Origin of the sequence: Mesorhizobium terrae (assembly GCF_008727715.1) — a bacterium.
Taxonomy (GTDB): domain Bacteria; phylum Pseudomonadota; class Alphaproteobacteria; order Rhizobiales; family Rhizobiaceae; genus Mesorhizobium; species Mesorhizobium terrae.
This window is the reverse complement of the sequence record NZ_CP044218.1, coordinates 2,354,782-2,374,789: the sequence shown is the minus strand read 5'-3', so window position 1 is coordinate 2,374,789 and position 20,008 is coordinate 2,354,782. Positions and strand designations below refer to the sequence as shown.

25 protein-coding genes are annotated in these 20,008 nt (G+C 62.2%); 16 read left to right on the top strand and 9 right to left on the bottom strand.

The annotated features are described in order from the left end of the window. Positions 1-59 precede the first annotated feature (59 nt). From FZF13_RS12840 to FZF13_RS12830, 3 genes are all read left to right on the top strand, one after another. The gene (locus FZF13_RS12840) at positions 60-959 is read left to right on the top strand and encodes a fructose bisphosphate aldolase (RefSeq protein WP_024922750.1); all 900 of its coding nucleotides are present in this window, start codon (positions 60-62) and stop codon (positions 957-959) included. A gap of 154 nt (positions 960-1,113) precedes the next feature. Then, the gene (locus FZF13_RS12835) at positions 1,114-1,854 is read left to right on the top strand and encodes a DUF899 domain-containing protein (RefSeq protein ID WP_024922751.1); all 741 of its coding nucleotides are present in this window, start codon (positions 1,114-1,116) and stop codon (positions 1,852-1,854) included. 109 nt (positions 1,855-1,963) lie between these two features. Continuing rightward, positions 1,964-2,698 carry an SGNH/GDSL hydrolase family protein gene (locus FZF13_RS12830; protein ID WP_024922752.1) on the top strand — a complete coding sequence of 245 codons (735 nt, stop codon included), beginning with the start codon at positions 1,964-1,966 and terminating at the stop codon, positions 2,696-2,698. A 42-nt stretch (positions 2,699-2,740) separates the two neighbouring features. Here FZF13_RS12830 and FZF13_RS28940 read toward each other — a convergent pair whose 3' ends face one another. Next, complete coding sequence (locus tag FZF13_RS28940; RefSeq protein ID WP_162835311.1) at positions 2,741-2,899, bottom strand: hypothetical protein; 159 nt, start codon at positions 2,897-2,899, stop codon at positions 2,741-2,743. 135 nt (positions 2,900-3,034) lie between these two features. Between FZF13_RS28940 and FZF13_RS12825 the strand changes: the two genes are divergently transcribed. The 6 genes from FZF13_RS12825 (at position 3,035) to FZF13_RS12805 (ending at position 7,537) form a co-directional block, all read left to right on the top strand. Further along, positions 3,035-4,942 carry a propionyl-CoA synthetase gene (locus FZF13_RS12825; protein ID WP_024922753.1) on the top strand — a complete coding sequence of 636 codons (1,908 nt, stop codon included), beginning with the start codon at positions 3,035-3,037 and terminating at the stop codon, positions 4,940-4,942. Between the two features lie 78 nt (positions 4,943-5,020). Continuing rightward, a complete protein-coding gene (locus FZF13_RS28935) occupies positions 5,021-5,188 on the top strand; it encodes a hypothetical protein (protein WP_162835312.1) in 168 nt (55 codons plus the stop codon). A gap of 169 nt (positions 5,189-5,357) precedes the next feature. Next, entirely contained in the window at positions 5,358-5,948 is a 591-nt protein-coding gene (locus tag FZF13_RS12820) for a DJ-1/PfpI family protein (protein ID WP_024922754.1), read from the top strand. A gap of 119 nt (positions 5,949-6,067) precedes the next feature. Then, complete coding sequence (locus FZF13_RS12815) at positions 6,068-6,379, top strand: VOC family protein (RefSeq protein WP_051504821.1); 312 nt, start codon at positions 6,068-6,070, stop codon at positions 6,377-6,379. A gap of 12 nt (positions 6,380-6,391) precedes the next feature. Then, positions 6,392-6,802: a hypothetical protein gene (locus FZF13_RS12810; protein WP_024922756.1), complete on the top strand. Its 411-nt coding sequence runs from the start codon at positions 6,392-6,394 to the stop codon at positions 6,800-6,802. Positions 6,803-6,820: 18 nt separating this feature from the next. Next, positions 6,821-7,537, top strand: a complete 717-nt coding sequence (locus FZF13_RS12805; protein ID WP_024922757.1) for a helix-turn-helix transcriptional regulator — start codon at positions 6,821-6,823, stop codon at positions 7,535-7,537. Between the two features lie 42 nt (positions 7,538-7,579). Here FZF13_RS12805 and FZF13_RS12800 read toward each other — a convergent pair whose 3' ends face one another. Then, positions 7,580-8,269, bottom strand: coding sequence for a DUF1013 domain-containing protein (locus FZF13_RS12800; protein WP_024922758.1), 690 nt, complete (start codon positions 8,267-8,269; stop codon positions 7,580-7,582). A 253-nt stretch (positions 8,270-8,522) separates the two neighbouring features. On the opposite strand from FZF13_RS12800, the gene FZF13_RS12795 reads away from it, so the two are divergent. Beyond that, positions 8,523-10,724 (top strand): esterase-like activity of phytase family protein, encoded by a 2,202-nt coding sequence (locus FZF13_RS12795; RefSeq protein ID WP_024922759.1) that lies wholly within the window; start codon positions 8,523-8,525, stop codon positions 10,722-10,724. Between the two features lie 189 nt (positions 10,725-10,913). Here FZF13_RS12795 and FZF13_RS12790 read toward each other — a convergent pair whose 3' ends face one another. Together FZF13_RS12790 and FZF13_RS12785 are read right to left on the bottom strand one after the other, a co-directional pair. Next, complete coding sequence (locus FZF13_RS12790) at positions 10,914-11,054, bottom strand: DUF1127 domain-containing protein (RefSeq protein WP_065998133.1); 141 nt, start codon at positions 11,052-11,054, stop codon at positions 10,914-10,916. A 176-nt stretch (positions 11,055-11,230) separates the two neighbouring features. Next, entirely contained in the window at positions 11,231-12,682 is a 1,452-nt protein-coding gene (locus FZF13_RS12785) for an MFS transporter (protein WP_024922760.1), read from the bottom strand. Between the two features lie 94 nt (positions 12,683-12,776). Between FZF13_RS12785 and FZF13_RS12780 the strand changes: the two genes are divergently transcribed. Next, positions 12,777-13,448 (top strand): helix-turn-helix transcriptional regulator, encoded by a 672-nt coding sequence (locus tag FZF13_RS12780; protein ID WP_024922761.1) that lies wholly within the window; start codon positions 12,777-12,779, stop codon positions 13,446-13,448. A 77-nt stretch (positions 13,449-13,525) separates the two neighbouring features. On the opposite strand, the gene FZF13_RS12775 is transcribed toward FZF13_RS12780, so the two are convergent. After that, a complete protein-coding gene (locus tag FZF13_RS12775; RefSeq protein ID WP_024922762.1) occupies positions 13,526-14,536 on the bottom strand; it encodes an NAD(P)H-quinone oxidoreductase in 1,011 nt (336 codons plus the stop codon). Positions 14,537-14,654: 118 nt separating this feature from the next. Here FZF13_RS12775 and FZF13_RS12770 point away from each other — a divergent pair, with 118 nt between their 5' ends. From FZF13_RS12770 to FZF13_RS12760, 3 genes are all read left to right on the top strand, one after another. Next, positions 14,655-14,846, top strand: coding sequence for a DUF1192 domain-containing protein (locus tag FZF13_RS12770; RefSeq protein WP_024922763.1), 192 nt, complete (start codon positions 14,655-14,657; stop codon positions 14,844-14,846). A 93-nt stretch (positions 14,847-14,939) separates the two neighbouring features. Beyond that, a complete protein-coding gene (locus FZF13_RS12765) occupies positions 14,940-16,184 on the top strand; it encodes an MFS transporter (RefSeq protein WP_024922764.1) in 1,245 nt (414 codons plus the stop codon). 45 nt (positions 16,185-16,229) lie between these two features. Beyond that, positions 16,230-16,493 carry an ArsR/SmtB family transcription factor gene (locus FZF13_RS12760; protein ID WP_024922765.1) on the top strand — a complete coding sequence of 88 codons (264 nt, stop codon included), beginning with the start codon at positions 16,230-16,232 and terminating at the stop codon, positions 16,491-16,493. Positions 16,494-16,568: 75 nt separating this feature from the next. Here the strand turns inward: FZF13_RS12760 and FZF13_RS12755 are convergent, their stop codons facing one another. After that, entirely contained in the window at positions 16,569-17,030 is a 462-nt protein-coding gene (locus tag FZF13_RS12755) for an SRPBCC family protein (protein ID WP_024922766.1), read from the bottom strand. After that, positions 17,027-17,503 (bottom strand): SRPBCC domain-containing protein, encoded by a 477-nt coding sequence (locus FZF13_RS12750; protein ID WP_024922767.1) that lies wholly within the window; start codon positions 17,501-17,503, stop codon positions 17,027-17,029. Before FZF13_RS12750 ends, FZF13_RS12755 begins: the two co-directional genes overlap by 4 nt. 208 nt (positions 17,504-17,711) lie before the next feature. Between FZF13_RS12750 and FZF13_RS12745 the strand changes: the two genes are divergently transcribed. Next, on the top strand, positions 17,712-18,224 hold the full coding sequence (locus tag FZF13_RS12745; RefSeq protein ID WP_024922768.1) for a winged helix-turn-helix transcriptional regulator: 513 nt from the start codon (positions 17,712-17,714) through the stop codon (positions 18,222-18,224). Between the two features lie 145 nt (positions 18,225-18,369). Beyond that, positions 18,370-18,801: a GlcG/HbpS family heme-binding protein gene (locus FZF13_RS12740; RefSeq protein WP_024922769.1), complete on the top strand. Its 432-nt coding sequence runs from the start codon at positions 18,370-18,372 to the stop codon at positions 18,799-18,801. Between the two features lie 76 nt (positions 18,802-18,877). On the opposite strand, the gene rpmF is transcribed toward FZF13_RS12740, so the two are convergent. Then, a complete protein-coding gene (rpmF, locus tag FZF13_RS12735) occupies positions 18,878-19,060 on the bottom strand; it encodes a 50S ribosomal protein L32 (RefSeq protein ID WP_024922770.1) in 183 nt (60 codons plus the stop codon). Positions 19,061-19,203: 143 nt separating this feature from the next. Continuing rightward, positions 19,204-19,962: a monofunctional biosynthetic peptidoglycan transglycosylase gene (gene mtgA / locus FZF13_RS12730; protein WP_024922771.1), complete on the bottom strand. Its 759-nt coding sequence runs from the start codon at positions 19,960-19,962 to the stop codon at positions 19,204-19,206. Positions 19,963-20,008 lie beyond the last annotated feature (46 nt).

Below are 20,008 nucleotides of genomic sequence, written 5' to 3'. Positions count from 1 at the left end.
TTTTCAGCTGGCGCATGCTTCTGCTATGCGCCCGGCATCACTTTCTGAAGGAAGATGAAATGAACCAGGAAATGGCCGCGCAGGTAGCAAACAAGGACGGCTTCATTGCTGCGCTCGATCAGTCGGGCGGCTCCACGCCGAAGGCGCTCAAGCTTTATGGCGTCGACGAAAGCGCCTGGTCGAACGATGCGGAAATGTTCGACCTCGTTCATCAGATGCGCGCGCGGATCATCAAGTCGCCTGCCTTCACCGGCGACAAGGTCATGGGTGCGATCCTGTTCGAGCAGACCATGGACCGCGACATCGACGGCATACCGACCGCCCAGTATCTGTGGGAAAAGCGCCATGTGGTGCCTTTCCTGAAGATCGACCAGGGTCTGGCTGAGGCCACGGACGGCGTCAAGCTGATGAAGCCGATGCCGAACCTCGACGCGTTGCTGAAGCGTGCGGTCGCTAAGGGAATATTCGGCACCAAGGAACGGTCGGTGATCGATGCGGCGAACCCGAAGGGCATCGCCGCCGTTGTCGACCAGCAGTTCGAAGTCGGCAGGCAGGTCCTGGCGCATGATCTCGTCCCGATCATCGAGCCGGAAGTCACGATCTCCATCCATGACAAGGCGGAAGCCGAGGACATTCTGCTTGGCGAAATCCGCAGGCATCTCGACACCGTGCCGGCTGGCAAGAGGGTCATGCTGAAGCTGACGCTGCCGACGAAGGCGAACCTCTACAAGCCGCTGATCGACGATCCCCGCGTCATGCGCGTGGTCGCCCTCTCCGGTGGCTATTCCCGCGACGAGGCCAATGCGAAGCTGAAGCAGAATTACGGCATGATCGCCAGCTTCTCGCGCGCGCTGACCGAGGGTCTTTCGGCGCAACAGACCGACGCGCAGTTCAACGCTGCGCTGGCATCAGCGATTGACAGCATTTTCCAGGCGTCCAGCGTCAAAACGGCCGCCTGAGCCAGCTTTTCATATCGACACGCGAACCCGGGCCTCGCGCCCGGGTTTTGCTTTTTTGCGCGAGCACCCAGCCCGACTGCGAAATTTTTGGCCCCGCGGATGTCGGAATGGGCGGACGCCACGCGTCCTTGGACAATGGAGAGAGGAGAATTCCATGTCCAAACGCAAGATCGTCCCGCAGGAAGAGTGGTTTCGTGCGCACCAGCAGCACCTCAAGCGCGAGAAGGAACTGACGCGCCTGCGCGACAAGATCGCCGCCGAAAGACGTGAACTGCCCTGGCTCAGGATCCGCAAGGACTATGTGTTCGAAACCGAAGCAGGGCCAAGGCATCTTGCTGATCTCTTCGGCGCCAACAGCCAGCTCATCGTCTACCATTTCATGCTTGGGCCGGGCGGCAACCATTATTGCGAAGGCTGTTCCTTCCTGTGCGACCACATCGACGGCGCCAATCAGCATCTTCGCCATCATGATGTTTCGCTGGTAGTGGTGGCCCGCGCACCGCTGGCCGAGCTTTCGCCGTTTAAGAAACGCATGGGCTGGAAGTTCGACATGGTGTCGTCCTATGCCAGCGACTTCAACTTCGACATGCAGGTGTCCTACACCGACAGACAGATCGCGGCCGGCGAGACCGTCTACAATTTCGAGAAACGTGCCATCACCATTCGCGACCTGCCCGGCACCAGCGTCTTCTTCAAGGACGAGGCCGGCAACGTCTTTTTGACCTTCATGTCACGGGCGCGGGGCGGCGAACCACTGATCACGACCTACGACTATCTCGACATGACGCCGAAGGGTCGAAATGAGAACGGTCCCTATTACGGCATGATCGATTGGGTGCGCCTGCACGACGAGTATGAGGGTGCGACGGAGGCAGAGGAAGGCTGCTGCCACTAGAGCGCTGCGCGTCGTGCTAACGTTGCGGCAACAGATGAAACGAATGCTTCCTATTCATCTGCTCTGCGTCCTGCGCTATGGCTTGATGTGTCGTTGCATCGAGCTCGCCATGTCCCGCATCGCCGCATTGCTTACCTGGTTCGCCCTGCCCGTTTATATCTGGCAAGGGCTCGGCGTGCGCCGCCGCACCACACGCATGTTGCCGGCCTCGGGTCCTGTCATGCACGAGATCGCCGGCAAGAAGCCCGCTCTCTCGCTGCTGGTGCTGGGCGATTCCTCCGCGGCCTCGGTCGGCATCGCGAATTCCGAGGAGGGATTGGCGGCCCAGCTTGCGTCACTGATTTCGGAGCGAACCGGCAGCGCGATACGATGGCGCGCCGCCGGCTTCAATTCGGCAACCTCCGGTCAGATCCGCGATCATGTCCTTCCCAATCTGTCGGCCGAGCCGTGGACGCATATCGTGCTCTGCATCGGCACCAACGACACCAAGAATTTCCACTCGGTGTCGCGCTTCAAGAAGGACTTCGGTGGTTTGCTTTATGCCCTGCGCGCCAAATGGCCGGAGGCGCGCGTGATCTGGTCGCCGGTGCTGGAATTCACCCAGGCGCCGGCAATGCCGCCGCTGCTCGGCAAGATTCTCGAAATCCGCGCCCTGGAAATGAACCGCATGGGCATGCGGCTATGCCATGAACGCGGCGCCGTGCCTGCGCCTCGCCTGCCCATCACCGACCCGGAAGCCGGTTTCGCCAGCGATGGCTTCCATGCTTCCGCCGCCGGCTATCGCGCCTGGGCCGAACATCTGGCTAGGTTTGTGCTGGGTGATGACGGCGTACCGCCGGCCTGACAGAACCTCTCCTCTGCCCGCACCCGCGAGAATAAATCTCTGTCACCCGTGACTGAGCAAAGCCGTGATCGAAATCGCGGCCATTGCGGCCACGGCCAGCTTCCAGCAGTCACGCCGGCGCTTCAATCCTGGCCAGCCGAGCGGCTTGACGACCTGTATGGCCATCATGGCGAGGATGAGGAGCGCGAGCAGCTTCGACATAACCGTCTTTGAGCAGGGCACACGATGCCTGTCAAAGGTCCACCAGCCGCAATTCTCTCGCCCTTAAGTCAGATGGACGTTCGCCGCCCGCAGGCGCTAGATTTCCGCAAAAGACGAAGAAAGGCGGAGGAGACGATGGCAAGCCGCTACCACGAGGTCTACGCCGATTGGAAACGCGACCCCGAAGCCTTCTGGGCGGAAGCAGCCGAGGCCATTGACTGGTATCGCCGCTGGGACCGCATCTTTGATCCGCGCGAGGACGTCTATGGCCGCTGGTTCGTCGGCGCTTCCTGCAACACCTGCTACAATGCCGTCGACCGCCACGTCACCGGCGGCCGCGCCGACCAGCTCGCTTTGGTCCATGACAGCGCTTACACCGGCAAGGTCACACGCTACACCTATGCCGAATTGATGCGCGAGGTGGTGGCGACCGCGTCGGCACTGTGGAACCAAGGTATTCGCAAGGGCAACCGCGTCATCATCTACATGCCGATGGTGCCGGAGGCGGCGATTGCGATGCTCGCCTGCGCGCGCCTCGGCGCCATCCATTCCGTTGTTTTCGGCGGCTTTGCGGCGCGCGAACTGGCCACCCGCATCGATGATGCGACCCCGAAGGTCATCATCTCGGCCTCCTGCGGCCTCGAACCGAGTCGCGTCGTGTCCTACAAGCCGCTGCTCGATGCCGCCATCGAGCTGGCCACCCACAAGCCGGACGCATGCCTGATTCTGCAGCGCGATGAACTGCGCTGCGAGCTGATCCCCGGTCGCGACGTCGACCTCGGCGACCAAGTCGCGCGCGAACGCGCCGCTGGTGCCTGGGTGGACTGCGTGCGTGTCGCTGCCACCGACCCGCTCTACGTGCTCTACACCTCAGGCACCACCGGCCAGCCCAAGGGCGTGGTGCGCGACAATGGCGGCCACATGGTCATGTTGAAATGGTCGATGGAGAACGAATTCGGGATCAAGCCCGGCGAGGTGTTCTGGGCTGCCTCCGACGTCGGCTGGGTGGTTGGTCATTCCTACATCGTCTATGCGCCGCTGCTCCACGGCTGCACCACGGTCATGTTCGAAGGCAAGCCGGTCGGCACGCCGGATGCCGGCACCTTCTGGCGGGTGATCGCCGATCACGGTGTCGTCTCCCTGTTCACGGCGCCGACCGCCTTTCGCGCCATCAAGGGACAGGACCCGCAAGGCTTGCTGGTGCCGAATTACGATTTCTCCAAATTTCGTGCTCTCTTCCTTGCCGGCGAGCGGGCTGACCCAGAGACCATCAAATGGGCCGAACGGCACCTCAAGGTGCCGGTGATTGACCATTGGTGGCAGACGGAGACCGGCGCGCCCATCACCCAGAACCCGATCGGGCTTGGTCCGCTGCCGGTGAAATACGGCTCACCCGGCGTGCCGATGCCGGGCTACGACATTCGGGTGCTCGATGATGCCGGGCATGAGCTGACGGCCGGCGCGCTGGGCAATGTGGTGTTGAGGTTGCCGCTGCCGCCCGGCTGCCTGCCGACATTGTGGAAGGCCGACAAGCGCTTCCGCCAATCCTATCTCGACGAGTTCCCCGGCTATTACAAAACCGCCGACGCCGGCCTGATCGACGAGGATGGCTATCTGCTCGTCATGGCCCGCACCGATGACATCATCAACGTCGCCGGTCACCGCCTTTCCACCGGCGCGATGGAGGAGGTGCTGGCGGAACATCCCGACGTTGCCGAATGCGCGGTGATCGGCATTGCCGACGCGATGAAGGGCCAGGTGCCGCTTGGCCTCGTCGTGCTGAATGCCGGCGCGGTGCGCGAAGACGGCGCCGTTGAGAGGGAGGCCGTAGTGCTCGTGCGTGAGCGCATTGGCCCAGTTGCCGCCTTCAAGACGGTGGTGACGATCAAACGCCTGCCAAAGACCAGATCCGGCAAGATCCTGCGCGGCACCATGCAAAAGATAGCCGACAAAGAAGAATGGAAAATGCCGGCTACCATCGACGATCCCGCCATTCTCGATGAGATCAAGGCGGCGCTGAACGCGCGGGGAATAGGCGTTTAAACGACCCGCTCTACTCCTGACAGATAGCTGTCAGGAGGGGTATGCGATGATGCCTCCATCAAAACAAAGGAGGCCGCCATGACCCGTTTCGCCATCGTCAGCTCAGTGCAGCGCTATGTCGGCAAGATCCGCACGCTGCGCAATGAGATCCGCACCGAGCGCCTGCTCAACAGCCTTTCGCCCGATATCCGCGCTGATATCGGCTGGCCCGATATGTATGCCGGGTTCAAGCGGCGCGAGGATTGACTGACTTTTTTCGGCAAGCCCTTGGATTGACAGGTTGTCGCACCCAAGTAAGGAAACCGCGGCTGCGCATACCCCAAGGGAATGCTCTTCTGCGCCTGGGCATTTGGCCATTGATTATTTGTGATGTGGCTGTCGTGGGCACGGCGCGGTCTAAAGAGGGGAGAGAATTATGCCAAATGGAAAAAAGATTGGCTTCGTGTTCATCGACCGGTTCGCCGATTGGGAATATGGTCTTTTGTCGGCCTCTGCTGTCGAATGGTTCGGAGCGCAAGCCGTTTCGATCACACCTGATGGCCAGCCTGTCACGTCCGCAAGCGGATTTCGGCTGTCGCCGCACCGTTCGGCTACCGTGGCCGACAATCATGACCTCGATGCCATTGCAGTGATCGGTTCCGATGTATGGACTGGCGACAAGGCTCCCGATGTTTCCAGCCTTGTCGATGCCGTGGCGATGCGCCGTGGCGTGATCGGTGGTATCTGTGCGGGAACGCTACCGCTTGCCCGCGCTGGCGTTTTCGAAGGCAGAACGCACACCAGCAACGGCCGCGACTGGATCCTGACACATCTACCCGACTATGCCGGCGTCGAGCGCTATCGCGACGTGCCGAATGCGGTTGCCGACGGCAACGTCGTTTCCGCACCGGGTTCGGCACCTGGCACCTTCGCCAAGGAGTTCATCGAAGCGCTCTATCCCGACAAGCATGACGAATTGACTGAGATGCGCGCCTTGTTTGCCCGGGAGTACGGTGAAAGCTCCTGACAATATGCTGTCAGGAGGCCAATGCCATACTGACAGCGTTGTAAAACGGGGGGGGTTTGGACGTGACTGATTTTGTTCCGCCGAAAGCGGCTATCTGGTTTGAAATTCCGGTGACCGACATGGATCGCGCACAGGCCTTCTATGGTGCAGTGCTGCAAAACACGCTGTCGCTCGAGACGATGGGACCAAACCCCATCGCCTTGTTCGCGGCAAAGGATCAGGCTGCCTCCGGCCATGTCTATCCCGGCAAGCCGGCGCCACGTGGCACCGGTGGTACCATTCATCTCGCTGTGGCCGCGCCGCTCGAGGATGCGCTCGAACGCGTCAAGGTCCACGGCGGCGAGGTCGTCTCGGAAATCATCCAAGTGCCATCCGGGCATTTCGCCTATTGCCTCGATCCGGACGGCAACAGCTTCGGTTTGTTCGTATGAACGGATAACTTGATGGTCAAAAGCTGGACAGACAGGCTGAACACGGCTGGCATCAATGGCATTCGGCCGACGCCACGCACCATGAGTGACGTGGTCGAGGGCCAGCCGATGTTGGTGCCGACGCCGCGGCAAGTGGATGAGTTCATCCGCTCGATCCCGAAAGGGGTCGAGATGGATGTAAGGGCGTTGCGGACCGCGCTTGCCGTCGAACACGGCGCCGAAGTGACATGCCCGGTCACCATCGGCTACCATTTGCGTACCGTTGCGGAGGCGGCCTTGGAAGATCTCGAGCGCGGAACCGCGCTCGCCGACATCACGCCCTTCTGGCGAGTGCTCAGCTCAAGGACGCCGACAACGAAGAAATTGTCGCTTGGCGCCAAACTGGTTGATGAGCAGCGCCGCCGCGAAGGGCTCGACCCGTAGGAACCGAGGATACGAACGATGCGACGTGCCGATAGGCTTTTCCAGATCGTCCAGCATCTGCGCGGCGGCCGCTTGGTCACTGCACAGAAGCTCGGCGCTTGGCTCGAAGTGTCCGAGCGTACGATCTACCGCGATATCGCTGACCTGCAATCGACCGGCGTGCCGATCGATGGCGAGGCCGGTGTCGGTTACATGATGAGGGAGGGGTTCGATCTTCCCCCGCTCATGTTCACCAGAGACGAGATTGTGGCGCTGGTAGCCGGTGCCCGCATGGTGCGCGCCTTTGGTGGGGCCACTATGGCCCGCGCTGCCGACGAAGCCCTGGTCAAGATCGGCGCGGTGTTGCCCGATACTGAAAAGGACCGCATCGCGCGCACTGAAATCCACACGCCGATGTGGGTGGTGAGCGACGCCGCGCGCGAAGCGATCGATATCATCGAACGCTCGATCGAGAAGCGGCAGGTTCTGACCATTGACTACAATGACGAAGCCGGCCGCAGCACGGCGCGCGACGTGCGGCCGCTCGGGCTCTGGTTCTGGGGCAAGGTGTGGACGTTGGTCGCCTGGTGCGAGATGCGCGACGATTTCCGCGCCTTCCGCATCGACCGCATCGCTTCAGTCATCATTGCCAACCGCCTGTTCAAGCCCGAACGCGGCAAACAGCTCGCCGATTTCTATCGTGCCGTCGAGCGCAGCGAAGCCTATGGCATGGGCCCGACGGCAAGAGGCGCATGAACGGCACGACCTCCTCGTTTGAGGAGGTCGTAGTTCCAGTTCTTATTCGTCGTCTTCTTCGGTTTTGCCCTTCAGCGCCGAGAGCTTGGCGAAGACGGCGTTGGCGTCGAGTTCCTCGTCCTCGGCCTTCGGCTTTTCGGCCTCGGGCACCAGGCGCTCGGTGAGCGCTGCCGGCAGCAGCGTGTCGCCGATCGGCTGCACCGGTTCGCGGCCGCGCGAGGCGCGCTGCACTTCGAGATCGAGGTCGATCTGCGAACACAGGCCCAATGTCACCGGGTCCATCGGCGCCAGATTGGCCGAGTTCCAGTGCTTGCGCTCGCGAATCTGCTCGATGGTCGACTTGGTGGTGCCGACGAGGCGCGAGATCTGCGCGTCCTTCAGCTCGGGATGGTTGCGCACAAGCCACAGAATGGCGTTCGGGCGATCCTGGCGCTTGGACAGCGGTGTGTAGCGCGGCCCCTTGCGCTTGGATTCCGGCACCCGCACCTTCGGCTCGGACAGCTTCAGGCGATGGTTTATGTCCTTCTCGCCGCGCGCGATTTCCTCGCGGGTGAGCTGTCCGGTGATGACGGGGTCCATGCCCTTGATGCCCTGCGCCGAATCGCCATCGGCGATCGCTTTCACCTCGAGCGGGTGCAGCGAACAGAACTGCGCGATCTGGTCGAAGGAAAGCGCGGTGTTGTCGACCAGCCAGACGGCAGTCGCCTTGGGCATCAGCAGCGTGTTGGCCATGCGGTAAATCCTTCTCGTTCGCCCGCGTTCCCGCGCGGGCGGTGGTTTGAGCCACCAGTAAGGGAAATCGGGGCGTATATAGCTGTTAACGGCTCCGATCGCAACGGTTTTGCGGAACCGCGCATTGGGCGGCAGCCAATGCGCACCGGTTCGCGCGATTGTCACCAAAGCTTCATGTCCCCGTCATCCCGGTGAAATGCGCCTCCCCCAATTGGGAAGGCGTTTTTCCACATACGATTTTGAGGGGTCCAATATGCTTCGTCCGTCCTGCCTTATTGCGCTCACCGCCGCTCTTGCCGCCTCTGTTGCCCTACCGGCGAAGGCGGAACAGGTGTTCAATCGCATTGCCACCTTCCCGGTCGCTTCCAACCTGCCAGCCGCTGCCGACAAGAAGGCAAAGACGTCGGCCGAAATCATCGCCGCCACAGATGACGGCAAGTCGCTGGTCTATTCCGACAGCCCCTACGGCGCGGTCGGCTTCGTCGACATCGCCGATCCGAAAGCCCCGAAGGCCGGCGGCCTCGTCAAGATCGACGGCGAACCCACCTCCGTCACCGTTGCCGGCGGCAAGGTGCTGGCCGGCGTCAACACATCCAAGAGCAAAACCGATCCCAAGGGCAACCTGACCGTCATCGACATCGCCACCAGGAAGGTCGAGGCAAGCTGCGATCTCGGCGGCCAACCGGATTCGGTGGCGCTGAGCAAGGACGGCAAATATCTCGCCGTCGCCATCGAGAACGAGCGCGATGAAGAGTTGAACGACGGCGCGATGCCGCAGCTGCCGTCCGGCAACCTCAAGATCGTTTCGGTCGCCGCCGGCGTTCCGGATTGCGCTTCGATCAGGACCGTCGAGGTCACCGGCCTGTCGGAGATCGTCCCCGAGGATGCCGAACCCGAATTCGTCGCCTTCAACGACGCCGGCGAAATCGCGCTGACGCTGCAGGAAAACAACCACATCGTCGTGGTCAACGCCGCGACCGGCGCTCTCGTCTCGCATTTCTCGGCCGGTTCGGTGACGCTTGAAAACATCGACACCAAGAAAGACGGCGCTCTGAACTTCTCCGGCAAGATCGAGAACGCACTACGCGAGCCCGACGCCGTGAAATGGCTGGATAACGATCGTCTCGTGATCGCCAATGAGGGTGACTACAAGGGCGGCTCGCGCGGCTTCACCATATTTTCCAAGAAGGGCGAGGTGCTCTACGAATCCGGCACCAGCTTCGAATACGAGGCCGCCAATCTCGGCCACTATCCGGAGCACCGCAACAAGAAGGGCATCGAGCCGGAAGGCATGGAAGTCGGCACCTATGGCGGCCAGAAGCTTGTCTTCGTCGGCGCCGAACGTGCCTCGCTGGTCGGTGTCTACCAGGATACGGGCGCTGCGCCGAAGTTCCTGCAGGCACTGCCCTCGGGCATTGGCCCGGAAGGTCTGCTCGCCATTCCGGCGCGCAACCTCTTCGTCACCGCCAATGAGACCGATCTCATCGAGGATGGCGGCGCTCGCTCTCATGTCATGATCTACGAACGCGCCGAGGGCAAACCGGCCTATCCGATGATCTCCGCCGGCCTGACCGACAGGGGCGTGCCGCTCGGCTGGGGTGCACTCTCGGCACTCGCCGCCGATCCCGAGACCGCCGGCAAGCTTTACTCGGTTTCGGATTCAGCTTACGCCGCACAGCCCTCGATCTATACGATCGACGCCACTCAAACGCCGGCCAGGATCGTTGCCAAGACCGTTGTGACCCGTGGCGGCAACCCCGCTCAGAAGCTTGACCTTGAAGGCATCGCCCCAGACGGCAAGGGCGGTTTCTGGCTGGCATCGGAGGGCAACAGCGAGAAGCTGGTGCCACACGCCATTTATCGCGTCGACGACAAGGGCGAGATCAAGCAGGAGATCGCTTTCCCGACCGAATTGCTGCCCAACGAGACCCGTTTCGGCCTCGAAGGCATCACTACCATCGGCGAAGGCGACGACCTCACCTTGGTGGCTGCGGTGCAGCGTGAGTGGAAGGACGACCCCAACGGTCAGGTCAAGCTGCTCGCTTACAAGCCAAAGACCAAGGAATGGGCCGCCGTGCGCTACCCGCTGGAAAAGGCGAGCAAGGGCTGGATGGGGCTGTCGGAGATCACCGCCCACAACGGCAAGCTCTACGTCATCGAGCGCGACAATCAGATCGGCACCGAGGCCAAGGTGAAGCGCATCTACGGCGTTGGCCTAGACGGCTTCAAGCCGGCCAAGCTCGGCGGCGAATTGCCGGTGGTCGAAAAGACACTGGTGCGCGACCTGCTGCCCGACATGAAGGCGGCCACCAACGGTTATGTCGTCGACAAGGTCGAGGGCTTCACCATCGACAAGGTCGGTGATGCCTATGTCGTTACCGACAATGACGGCGTCGACAATTCCTCAGGCGAGACCTTGTTCCTGCGGCTTGGCAACATCGCCACCATCAATTGAGTTCCCTGCCCCGGGTGCCTCCCGCCCGAGCGAAAATGGCCACGGCTTCGCGCCGTGGCCATTTTTTTGAACGGAACAACCGGAGCCGGTGAGAAATATCCAGCCCGGAAAAGACAAAACCCGCCGGACTGGGTCCAGCGGGTTCGGAACCGGCGACGCGATTGAAGTCGCGCCAAACGTCGGCTCTGCTTAGACGGCCGCGCGAGCGACACGCTCGATGTCAGCGCGGCTGATGCCGAGATCGTCCAGCTCGCGGTTGTTGAGACGGCTCAGTTCGCGAACGGTCTGGTTGTAACGGCGCCAATTCTTGTAGCTGCGGATCAGATTCATCTGTCCCTCCTAATTTTCACAATCTCTTCGTATGGCGTTCAAATAGGCATTCCTGCCCATTTGTTGAACAGACGCTTTTGCATGGCAGCAATGCTTTGCTGCATTGCAACATCACCAAAAGGTAAACGGCCGGCCCGTTTCCGGGCCGGCCGTTTACCAACGCGACGATTGTCCGTTCAGGCGGCTCCTGGCTCGACGGCGATCGCCGCTCCGCTATTCTTCACCGGGCATGTACGCGCCACCTGCCGGACGGTGAGGAAACAGACCAGCGGAGCCAGGGCGAACAGACCGAACAGCCACCGTGAAGCGCTCGCCGTGCCGGTCACGCCGCCCGGGTCGATCAGGCCGCCAAGATTGGCCACCATGCCGGCCAGTGCCGCGCCAAATGCCGTGGCAAACAGTGTCACGGTGGAGATGGAGGCCGACGTGATGTCCTGTTCGTCGGCTGGCGCGGCCTTGAAGATGCGCGTCAGGATATGCGGCCATGCGATGCCGACACCAAGGCCGATGGCGGCGAAGGCGACACAGATCGGTGCCAGAAGCAGCCAATCCTGGCCACTGCCGAGCGGGAAGAGCACGGCAAGCGCCGCCATTCCCACGAAGCTGAGCAGCGGAGCGGCAAAGATGGCGCGATCGATGCCCTTGCCCTGGGCGCCGGAACTCGAGATCGATCCCAATGTCCAGCCGGCCGACATTACGGCGGCGAGGTAGCCGGCAATGAGCGGCGTCTGCTGGTAAAGCACTTGCAGGAACAGCGGGACGAAGATTTCGGACCCGGTCACGGTGACACCGAGCAGCGCCATCGTCGCAAACAGAGCTCCCAGCGCCGTTGACGGCCGGAACGCACCGCGCGGCAACAGCCTGTTGCGGGCGCGGCTCTCGACGCCGATCAGCAGCGCGACGAGCACGATGGCCGCGCCGAGACCAAGCAGGTTATGGATCGGATCGGGCGAAACGCTGCCGGCCGACACCGCAAGCACGGCACCGATCAGCAAGACAAGCTGCAGGACAGGCACCGTCGTGCGCTCGTTCCTGTCGGGACTACGCCCCGGCAGAATGGCAACCGCCATCACGGCGAACAGAACGGCTACTGGCGCAAGCGACCAGAACGCCGCCCGCCACACGCCATATTCGGCGAAGATGCCGCCGATGGCCGGTCCGATCAGTGTCGCCACGCCCCACATGCCCGACACCAGCCCCATGGCACGCGGCCACAACGTTTCGGGGAAGACGATGCGGATCATGGCGTAGGACAAGGCAAAAAGGAAACCACCGCCGAAACCCTGCACGGCTCGGCCGGCGAGCAAGGCCGGCATGGACGGTGCAAAGCCGCAGATCAGTGTGCCCAGTGCAAAGATCAGCGCCGCGACGAGATAGGCGCCACGAGGGCCGGCGAGCCCGAGCAGCCTTGCCGAAAGCGCCGAACCGAGAATGGAGGTGGCGACGAAAATCGTCGTGTTCCAAGCGTAATAGTCGATGCCGCCAATGTCCTTGACCACCGAGGGCAGGATGGTGGTGGCGACATAGACATTGATGGCGTGCAGCGCGACGCCGCCGGCCAGAGCCAGCGAACGGATCGCGTTGGTGCCGGAGAGCAAAGCACCCCAGCCTGTTTCCTGTTGAGACATGGGAAGTTCCTCTGGCGAGGCGGGCTTGCGCCAGCCTTCGCCTTTGATTATTTTCAAAGAGAAGACTTGGTTAAATATCGAGCACCTGCTTAATATGTCAAGCGACGACTTGGAAAAATGGCGTAATCTTCCGCGTCCCGTGGCGGACCGGCTGCTGACGCTTTTGAAGACACGCGGCCCACAAACCGCGGCCGATCTTGGCAGGGCGTTGGGAACGACCGGCGAAAACGCCCGCCAGCAACTCGGCAAGCTCGCCGCCGAAGGTCTCGCCGAGCCGCATTCGGAAGTGCGCGGCGTCGGCCGTCCGGTTCAGTTGTGGCAGCTCACCGAGGCCGGCAATGCCCGCTTCCCTGACGCGCATGCCGAACTGACGGTGCAGTTGCTGCGCGCGGTACGGACAACGTTCGGGCTGGCCGGCCTGGACAAGTTGATCGATGCGCGCGAGAGCGAAACGCTGGCAAACTACAAGCGCGAGATGGACGGCATCGCCGACATCAAGGACCGCGTGTCGAAACTCGCCGATATCCGCTCGCGCGAAGGCTATATGGCCGAATGGCGCGAAGAAAACGGCGCTTTCATGCTGATCGAAAACCATTGTCCGATCTGCGTCGCCGCCACCACCTGCCAGAATTTCTGCCGGTCTGAGCTGGCTATTTTCCAGGAAATCCTCGGCCAAGACGTTTTGGTCGAGCGGCGGGATCATATTCTGGCCGGCGCCCGTCGTTGCGCCTACAGCGTCACGCCGAGGCATCCGCAACCTGCTTGAGGCAAGTTGAAAACCATTTTGCCGGACCGGCCTTCGACGGCCGGTCCTTTCGCAGATGTCGAGAAGCCTGAGCGGCCTCAGCCGACGTCGAGCACGATCTTGCCGATGTTGTCGCCTTCTTCCATCCGCTCATGGGCGCGCCAGGCTTCCCTGAGCGGAAAGATCATGTCCATCACCGGCGCCACCCGCCGGGTAGCAAGCAGCGGCCAGACTTGCGTTTCCAGCGCCGCGGCGACGGCGCCCTTGAATTCGACCGTACGGGGCCGCAGCGTCGAGCCCGTATGGACCAACCGCTTGACCATCAGCTTTGAGAAATCAGCCTGGGCAACGGCGCCATGCTGCGTCGCGATCTGCACGATGCGTCCCTCGATCGCCGCCGCGTCATAGTTGCGGCCGACATAGTCGCCACCGACCATGTCGAGGATGACGTCGGCGCCCTTGCCATCCGTCGCCTCCTTCACCGCCTTGACGAAATCCTCCTCGCGGTAGTTGACGGCGCGGTCGGCGCCGAGCTTCAGGCAGGCTTCGCATTTCTCGGTGCTGCCGGCGGTGGCAATCACATAGGCGCCCATCGCCGAGGCAAGCTGGATCGCGGTGGTGCCGATGCCTGACGAGCCGCCATGCACAAGCAGTGTCTCTCCGGTCTTCAGCGCGCCGCGCTCGAAGACATTGTGCCACACGGTGAAATAGGTCTCCGGCACGGCAGCCGCCTCGGTGTAGGTGAACCCGGCCGGCAAAGGCAGCGCGTTGGACGCATGCACCTTGGCATATTCGGCATAACCGCCGCCCGGCGTGAGCGCGCAGACCTGGTCGCCGACGCGCCAGCGCGATGCACCCGCGCCAAGTGCTGCCACTTCGCCGGCCACTTCGAGGCCAGGCAGATCGGAGGCGCCCGGCGGCGGCGGATAGGCACCCTTGCGCTGCAACACATCCGGCCGGTTGACGCCCGCAGCATGGACGCGGATCAGAATTTCGCCCTCGCCTGGCGTCGGCACATCGCGCTTTTCCGGCTTGAGCACCAACGGTCCGCCGGGGGTGGAGATCGCCACCGCCATCATTTTTTCCGGGATTTTCTGTCCGTTCACCATGATCCTTGCCATTTTCCTCCGCGCGCACGGCGGGATGATTTTGCCCCCTGCCCCATGTATGCTTCCCCTATCTATGCGGATTGCCCGACGAGGCAAACAGCAAAAGGGAGGAGCGACGATGGCAATCTTCGACGACGAACCCACCAAAAAGGCACCGGTGCACGCCATCGGGCAGGATCTGGCGTTGCTGTCGGTCGGAGAGTTGACCGAGCGCATCGGGCTTCTGCGGGACGAAATCGTCCGGCTGGAAGCGGAATTGACCAACAAAGGCACCAGCAAATCAGCGGCCGAGGCGCTGTTTCGCCGCTGATCGTCGCAACGGCGGTACAACGCCGCTGAAAAGCCTGAAAACATAGTCCCCACTGCCCGTCGCCCACACTGATTCGAGCAATGGACTGTTTCGATGTTCGCAGCCTACCGTCCGATCCTCTCTTTGCTTCGCGGCACCGCTTTCCTGCTTGCTGCGTCCGGCCTGCACGGCCTGCTCTTGCCGCTGCGCGGTCAGGCTGAGGGGTTTTCGACTGCGGCCCTCGGCCTGATGGGCACCGCCTGGGCGAGCGGTTTCGTCGCCGGCTGTTATTTCGCACCGCGCCTGGTGCGCCGCGCCGGCCATGTCCGAGCCTTTGGCGCCTTCGCCGCCAGCGGTGCCATCATCGCCCTTTTGACCGGATTGTTGATCGACGAATATGTCTGGATCGCGCTGCGTGCCTTCACCGGCTTCACCATGGCAGGCGCCTTCATGGTCATCGAAAGTTGGCTCAATGAAAAGGCCACCAACGAAAACCGTGGCACCGTCTTCGGCCTCTATATGATGGTCACATATGCTTCGATCATGGGAGGCCAGATGATCGTTGCCGGCGGCGACGTCAAATCGGCTTCGCTGTTCATGATCACCGGCATCTTCTTCTGCCTGTCGCTGCTACCGACCGCTGTCTCCAGCGCCGCGCATCCCAAGCCTTTGCAGGATGTGAAGCTTGATTTGAAAGCGCTCTACGCCAACTCGCCGGTTTCGGCGGTGGCCTGCCTGCTCATTGGCATCGCCAATGGCGCCTGGGGCACGCTGGGCGCGGTCTATGGCGCACGCATCGGCATCTCGACCGCGCAGATCGCCCTGATGATGAGCCTGGTTGTGGTGGCGGGTGCCGCCATGCAAATTCCAGCCGGACGCGTTTCCGACCGCACCGACCGCCGCTACGTGCTGGTAGCCGCCGCCGTCGGCGCGGCACTCTGCGCAGTCGTCATGTTCCTGTTCCAGTTCCGGAACAGCACACTGGTCATCGCCTTCACCGCCGCCTATGGCGCTTTTGCCTATACGCTTTATTCAATCGCGGTGGCCCATGCCAACGATCACGCTGCGCCGGAGGAATTCGTCAAGGTTTCGGGCGGCCTGCTCATGCTCTACGGCTTCGGCACGATGATCGGGCCGATGCTTGCCGCAGCCCTGATGGGATGGCTGAGACCCGAGGGCCTATTCCTGGCGACAGCCTTCGCGCATCTCGCTCTGGCCGGTTACACCGCCTTGCGCATCAGCCGCCGCGCCCCGGTTCCGATCGAAGCGCGCGAGGCCTTCAAGACCCAGCCGGCGGACCGTGCCGTCACGCCCGAAGCCGTTCGCCTCGACCCCCGCACAAAAGCCGAAACAACTTAAACGTTCCCTGTTGAGATTTAATGCAACTTGCCTCACAAATGAGGCATGATGCTTTCCGATGCTTTCGTCGCCATTGCTGATCCAAACCGGCGTTATCTTCTGGAGGAATTAAGGCGGGGGCCCAAAACGGTGAACGAATTGGCCTCCGGCTTGCCCGTTTCGAGGCCCGCGGTTTCCCAGCATCTGAAGGTTCTGCTCGAGGCGGGATTGGTCAGCGCCAAGCCAGAAGGCACGCGCCGGGTCTATGCTGTCGCCAACGGCGGTTTCTTCAAACTCAACCTCTGGCTCGACCAGTTCTGGGAAGACTGACCTGGATCGATATTTGCAGGCGCATGCCCCGCCGGCCGGGCCCGCGCCAATCGCAATTGCCTGCGATCATATCCTTCAGAGATTGCCGGCCGCCTTACCAAGCAGGTCCAGCAGGTCGGCTGTCCCTTCCTCCCGGTACTCCGGCTTGTCGAGCCCGTCGAGAAAGCTGGCCTGTTCGGTAAAGACCAGCCGCGTGCCTTCGCCATGCGGTGCGAGTTCGATCGTCGCCAGTGACACCGAGATGCGCTTGCCGTCCATGAACATGTCGTAGGCGTAGACGATGCGCTCTTCCGGCACGATGTCACGATAGACGGCATCGAACGTATAGACCGGCCCGCCGGGCTGGCCGCCGGAAAACACCTCGCGGCCGCCAATGCGAAAATCGAACTCGTATGTGCCGGCATTCCCGCCATCGGCATCCGCGAACCAGCGCCGTTTCGCGGCCTTGTCCGACAGGGCATGGAAAATCTTCGACGGCGTGGCCGGATAGATGCGCTCGATGGTGAACGTGGCATGTTCGATGGAACGATCGCTCATGGCTCTTCTCCCGTTGAAAGATGTTGAAATTCGCTGGCAAGCCGGCCGAACGCGGCGGTGAAGCCGGCTCTGTTGCCGGCAATCATGGCTTCGCTGCCAAAGGCGGTGATCTGGGCGGTAAAGGTCAGCTTCGTGCCGCCACCTGCGGGCTCAAGCACCACGCTGAGCAGCGCGACCGACAGTGGCTTGGCATTCTCGTGGACCGCCTCTGTCGAGACGATCCTCCGGTCCGGCACAATGTCGTGGTAGGAAGTCTCGATCCGGTAGATGAGATTTCCCTGCGGTCCGCAATGGCCGACATCGGTCCCACCGACGCGAAAATCCGCCCGATCGTAGACCAGCGCGGTGTCGTCTGATGGCTTTCCCCAGCGTTGCCGCGCTTCGACATCGGCAAGTGCCGCGAACACATCGGCAGGAGTTGCCGGAAACAGCCGCTCGATCAGGATCGTGTCGTGGAAAACGCGTTCGTTCATCGTCCTTCTCCATATGATCCCACCTTGGAGATCGTTCTTCCGGTTAACCGCCGCGCTGCCGATTTCGTCTGTACGAGCCCGCCCTCGCGACGCGCGGCATCATTCCGCGGCAAAACTTCGCCACGGCCGTCAAACTGATTGCGTTTTGCAATTGGTTGCACCATAATGACACTGATAGCATAATGCAACTGGTTTTTTGGAGGCTGATATGGCTATGGATTTGCGGTCGGGTTGTCCCATCAATCTGTCGTTGGAGGTCTTCGGCGATCGCTGGAGCCTGATCATCCTGCGCGACATCATCTTCGGCGGACGTCGCCATTTCCGCGAACTGCTCAACGGCTCGATCGAGGGCATCGCCTCCAACATATTGGCGGACCGGCTGAAACGGCTCGTCGAACTCGGCATGCTGACAAAGGCTGATGACCCTACGCACAAGCAGAAGGCGATCTACAGCCTGACCGAGATGTCGATCACCCTGATACCGATCCTGGCGCAACTCGGCGCCTGGGGCCGTGTCTGGCTACCGGTCAGCGAGGAACTGTCCATCCGCGCCAAGATCCTGGAGGAAGGCGGCATGGCGCTGTGGCAGGATTTCATGGACGAGTTGCGCTGCGAACATCTCGGCATCGGCACGCCGAAGCCGGTGGACGCCACCGTGCGGGCGCGGCTGCAGGCGGCCTATCAGGCGGTGGTGGACGCGCAGTTGCGCAAGGCTTCTTAGCCACGACACACCGACCGCCACGATGCATGGCGGCGCGAAGCTGTTTCAAGCCGAACGCACCTTGCTCGCCAGGGATGTGGGCCGGAAGATCGGGCATTGGCGCCGGCAGAGCCGAGCCACCGCCCCGAAACGCAGGAGCCCGCGCATGACCAGCTTTCCGCTCGACCAGGCCAATCGCATTATCGAGGGCGCCTTTGCCAAGGCAGCGGCGCTAGGCCTCAAGCCGCTGGGCGTCTCGGTGCTCGATACGGGCGGCCATCTCGTCGCCTTTCAGCGCCAGGACGGCGCTTCCTTCCTGCGCCCGCAGATGTCGTCCGGCAAGGCCTATGCTGCGCTCGCCGTCGGCATGGGCGGGCGCCGTGTCGAAGCCGTCGCCAAGGAGCGGCCGCATCTGACCGCGGGCGTTTCCGACCTGTCCGGCGGCAGGATCTTGCCGGTGGTCGGCGGCGTGCTGATCCGCGACGGCTCGGGCACCGTGATCGGTGCCGTCGGCATTTCCGGCGACACCTCCGACAATGACGAGGCAGCCGCTATCGCGGGCATCGAGGCTGCAGGCCTCGTCGCCGACGCGGGCTGATTTCCTCGCAGTCGCCTAAACGCAAAAAAAACCGGCCAATAGCCGGTCTTTTTTGATTCACCCGTAGGGAAAGCGATCAGCTTTCCTTCGGCTCCAGAACCTGGCGGCCACGATACATGCCGGTCTTCAGGTCAACATGGTGCGGGCGGCGCATTTCGCCGGAATTCTTGTCCTCGACATAGGTCGGGGCCTTGAGCGCGTCGGCTGCACGGCGCATGCCGCGCTTGGACGGGGAAGTCTTTCGTTTCGGCACAGCCATGGATATGCTCCATTCATTCGGTCAATGGCCCGCGTCGCCCTGGTGAAAGGGCCGCTTACGGCCGAGTTCTAGAAGAAAGTTGCGTGCCTATACACGGCTGCCGGCCTTTTGGCCAGTGTCGCGATTACTTTTTTTGAACCGGCTCAATCAAGACAGCCGACATAGGCGCCAGCTCGAGCCGCACGGCGTTCGATAAGCGCGGCCAATCGCCGAAGTCCCGGCCCTGGCTTGCCAGGATCGCGCGTGATCGGATTGGGCAACGCCACCGCCAGCAGCGCCGCCTGCCGCCGCGACAGGTTTTTGGCCGAGACGCCGAAATGATAGCGCGCCGCCGCCTCGATACCATAGATGCCAGGCCCCCATTCGGCGATGTTGAGATAGATTTCCATGATGCGCCGCTTCGACATCAGCGCGTCGAAATAAACAGCCAGCGGCAGCTCGACCACCTTGCGCACGCTGCCCAGCGGCCGCGACCACAGGAACAGGTTCTTCACCGTCTGCATGGTGATGGTGGAAGCGCCGCGCGTGATTTCGCCGGCCATGGCATCATCGACGACACCCTTGAGTTCACCCAGATCGACGCCATGATGGGAACAGAACTGGCCGTCCTCAGACATGATGACGGAATTGGCCAGCACCGGCGCCACGTCGTCGATCGAAACCCAGCGACGGTCGTAGCCGGAGAAAGTTGCAAGGTCTTTCAGCATCAGCGTCGACACGGGGTGCACGAAAGAGGGCATGTAGAGAAAGGTCAGCACGGCCGGAATCAGCGCGAGCACGACCGCGACACGCAACGCACGCCAGAGCAGGCGCCGGTAGTCACCGCGTCTGCTCCTCGGTCGCGACGCCATGTCCAACCCTTCGGTATCGTGATCGGTGATCGGCTCTGCCACCCGCCCAATCCTGTCACTGCTGCTTCGGCATAAAGGCGCTTGGCTTCTTGCGCAA

What these genes read in the sequence shown, in the direction of transcription:
- FZF13_RS12810 (WP_024922756.1), top strand. Translation starts at nt 6,392, where the DNA reads ATGGTCAAAAGCTGGACAGACAGGCTGAACACGGCTGGCATCAATGGC.
- FZF13_RS12770 (WP_024922763.1), top strand. Translation starts at nt 14,655, where the DNA reads ATGGCAATCTTCGACGACGAACCCACCAAAAAGGCACCGGTGCACGCC.
- FZF13_RS12840 (WP_024922750.1), top strand. Translation starts at nt 60, where the DNA reads ATGAACCAGGAAATGGCCGCGCAGGTAGCAAACAAGGACGGCTTCATT.
- FZF13_RS12750 (WP_024922767.1), bottom strand. Translation starts at nt 17,503, where the DNA reads ATGAACGAACGCGTTTTCCACGACACGATCCTGATCGAGCGGCTGTTT.
- FZF13_RS12815 (WP_051504821.1), top strand. Translation starts at nt 6,068, where the DNA reads ATGGATCGCGCACAGGCCTTCTATGGTGCAGTGCTGCAAAACACGCTG.
- FZF13_RS12820 (WP_024922754.1), top strand. Translation starts at nt 5,358, where the DNA reads ATGCCAAATGGAAAAAAGATTGGCTTCGTGTTCATCGACCGGTTCGCC.
- FZF13_RS12760 (WP_024922765.1), top strand. Translation starts at nt 16,230, where the DNA reads ATGATGCTTTCCGATGCTTTCGTCGCCATTGCTGATCCAAACCGGCGT.
- FZF13_RS12800 (WP_024922758.1), bottom strand. Translation starts at nt 8,269, where the DNA reads ATGGCCAACACGCTGCTGATGCCCAAGGCGACTGCCGTCTGGCTGGTC.
- FZF13_RS12775 (WP_024922762.1), bottom strand. Translation starts at nt 14,536, where the DNA reads ATGGTGAACGGACAGAAAATCCCGGAAAAAATGATGGCGGTGGCGATC.
- FZF13_RS12785 (WP_024922760.1), bottom strand. Translation starts at nt 12,682, where the DNA reads ATGTCTCAACAGGAAACAGGCTGGGGTGCTTTGCTCTCCGGCACCAAC.
- FZF13_RS12740 (WP_024922769.1), top strand. Translation starts at nt 18,370, where the DNA reads ATGACCAGCTTTCCGCTCGACCAGGCCAATCGCATTATCGAGGGCGCC.
- FZF13_RS12765 (WP_024922764.1), top strand. Translation starts at nt 14,940, where the DNA reads ATGTTCGCAGCCTACCGTCCGATCCTCTCTTTGCTTCGCGGCACCGCT.
- FZF13_RS12835 (WP_024922751.1), top strand. Translation starts at nt 1,114, where the DNA reads ATGTCCAAACGCAAGATCGTCCCGCAGGAAGAGTGGTTTCGTGCGCAC.
- FZF13_RS12755 (WP_024922766.1), bottom strand. Translation starts at nt 17,030, where the DNA reads ATGAGCGATCGTTCCATCGAACATGCCACGTTCACCATCGAGCGCATC.
- FZF13_RS12805 (WP_024922757.1), top strand. Translation starts at nt 6,821, where the DNA reads ATGCGACGTGCCGATAGGCTTTTCCAGATCGTCCAGCATCTGCGCGGC.
- FZF13_RS12790 (WP_065998133.1), bottom strand. Translation starts at nt 11,054, where the DNA reads ATGAATCTGATCCGCAGCTACAAGAATTGGCGCCGTTACAACCAGACC.
- FZF13_RS28935 (WP_162835312.1), top strand. Translation starts at nt 5,021, where the DNA reads ATGACCCGTTTCGCCATCGTCAGCTCAGTGCAGCGCTATGTCGGCAAG.
- FZF13_RS12795 (WP_024922759.1), top strand. Translation starts at nt 8,523, where the DNA reads ATGCTTCGTCCGTCCTGCCTTATTGCGCTCACCGCCGCTCTTGCCGCC.
- rpmF (WP_024922770.1), bottom strand. Translation starts at nt 19,060, where the DNA reads ATGGCTGTGCCGAAACGAAAGACTTCCCCGTCCAAGCGCGGCATGCGC.
- FZF13_RS12825 (WP_024922753.1), top strand. Translation starts at nt 3,035, where the DNA reads ATGGCAAGCCGCTACCACGAGGTCTACGCCGATTGGAAACGCGACCCC.
- FZF13_RS12780 (WP_024922761.1), top strand. Translation starts at nt 12,777, where the DNA reads ATGTCAAGCGACGACTTGGAAAAATGGCGTAATCTTCCGCGTCCCGTG.
- FZF13_RS28940 (WP_162835311.1), bottom strand. Translation starts at nt 2,899, where the DNA reads ATGTCGAAGCTGCTCGCGCTCCTCATCCTCGCCATGATGGCCATACAG.
- FZF13_RS12745 (WP_024922768.1), top strand. Translation starts at nt 17,712, where the DNA reads ATGGCTATGGATTTGCGGTCGGGTTGTCCCATCAATCTGTCGTTGGAG.
- FZF13_RS12830 (WP_024922752.1), top strand. Translation starts at nt 1,964, where the DNA reads ATGTCCCGCATCGCCGCATTGCTTACCTGGTTCGCCCTGCCCGTTTAT.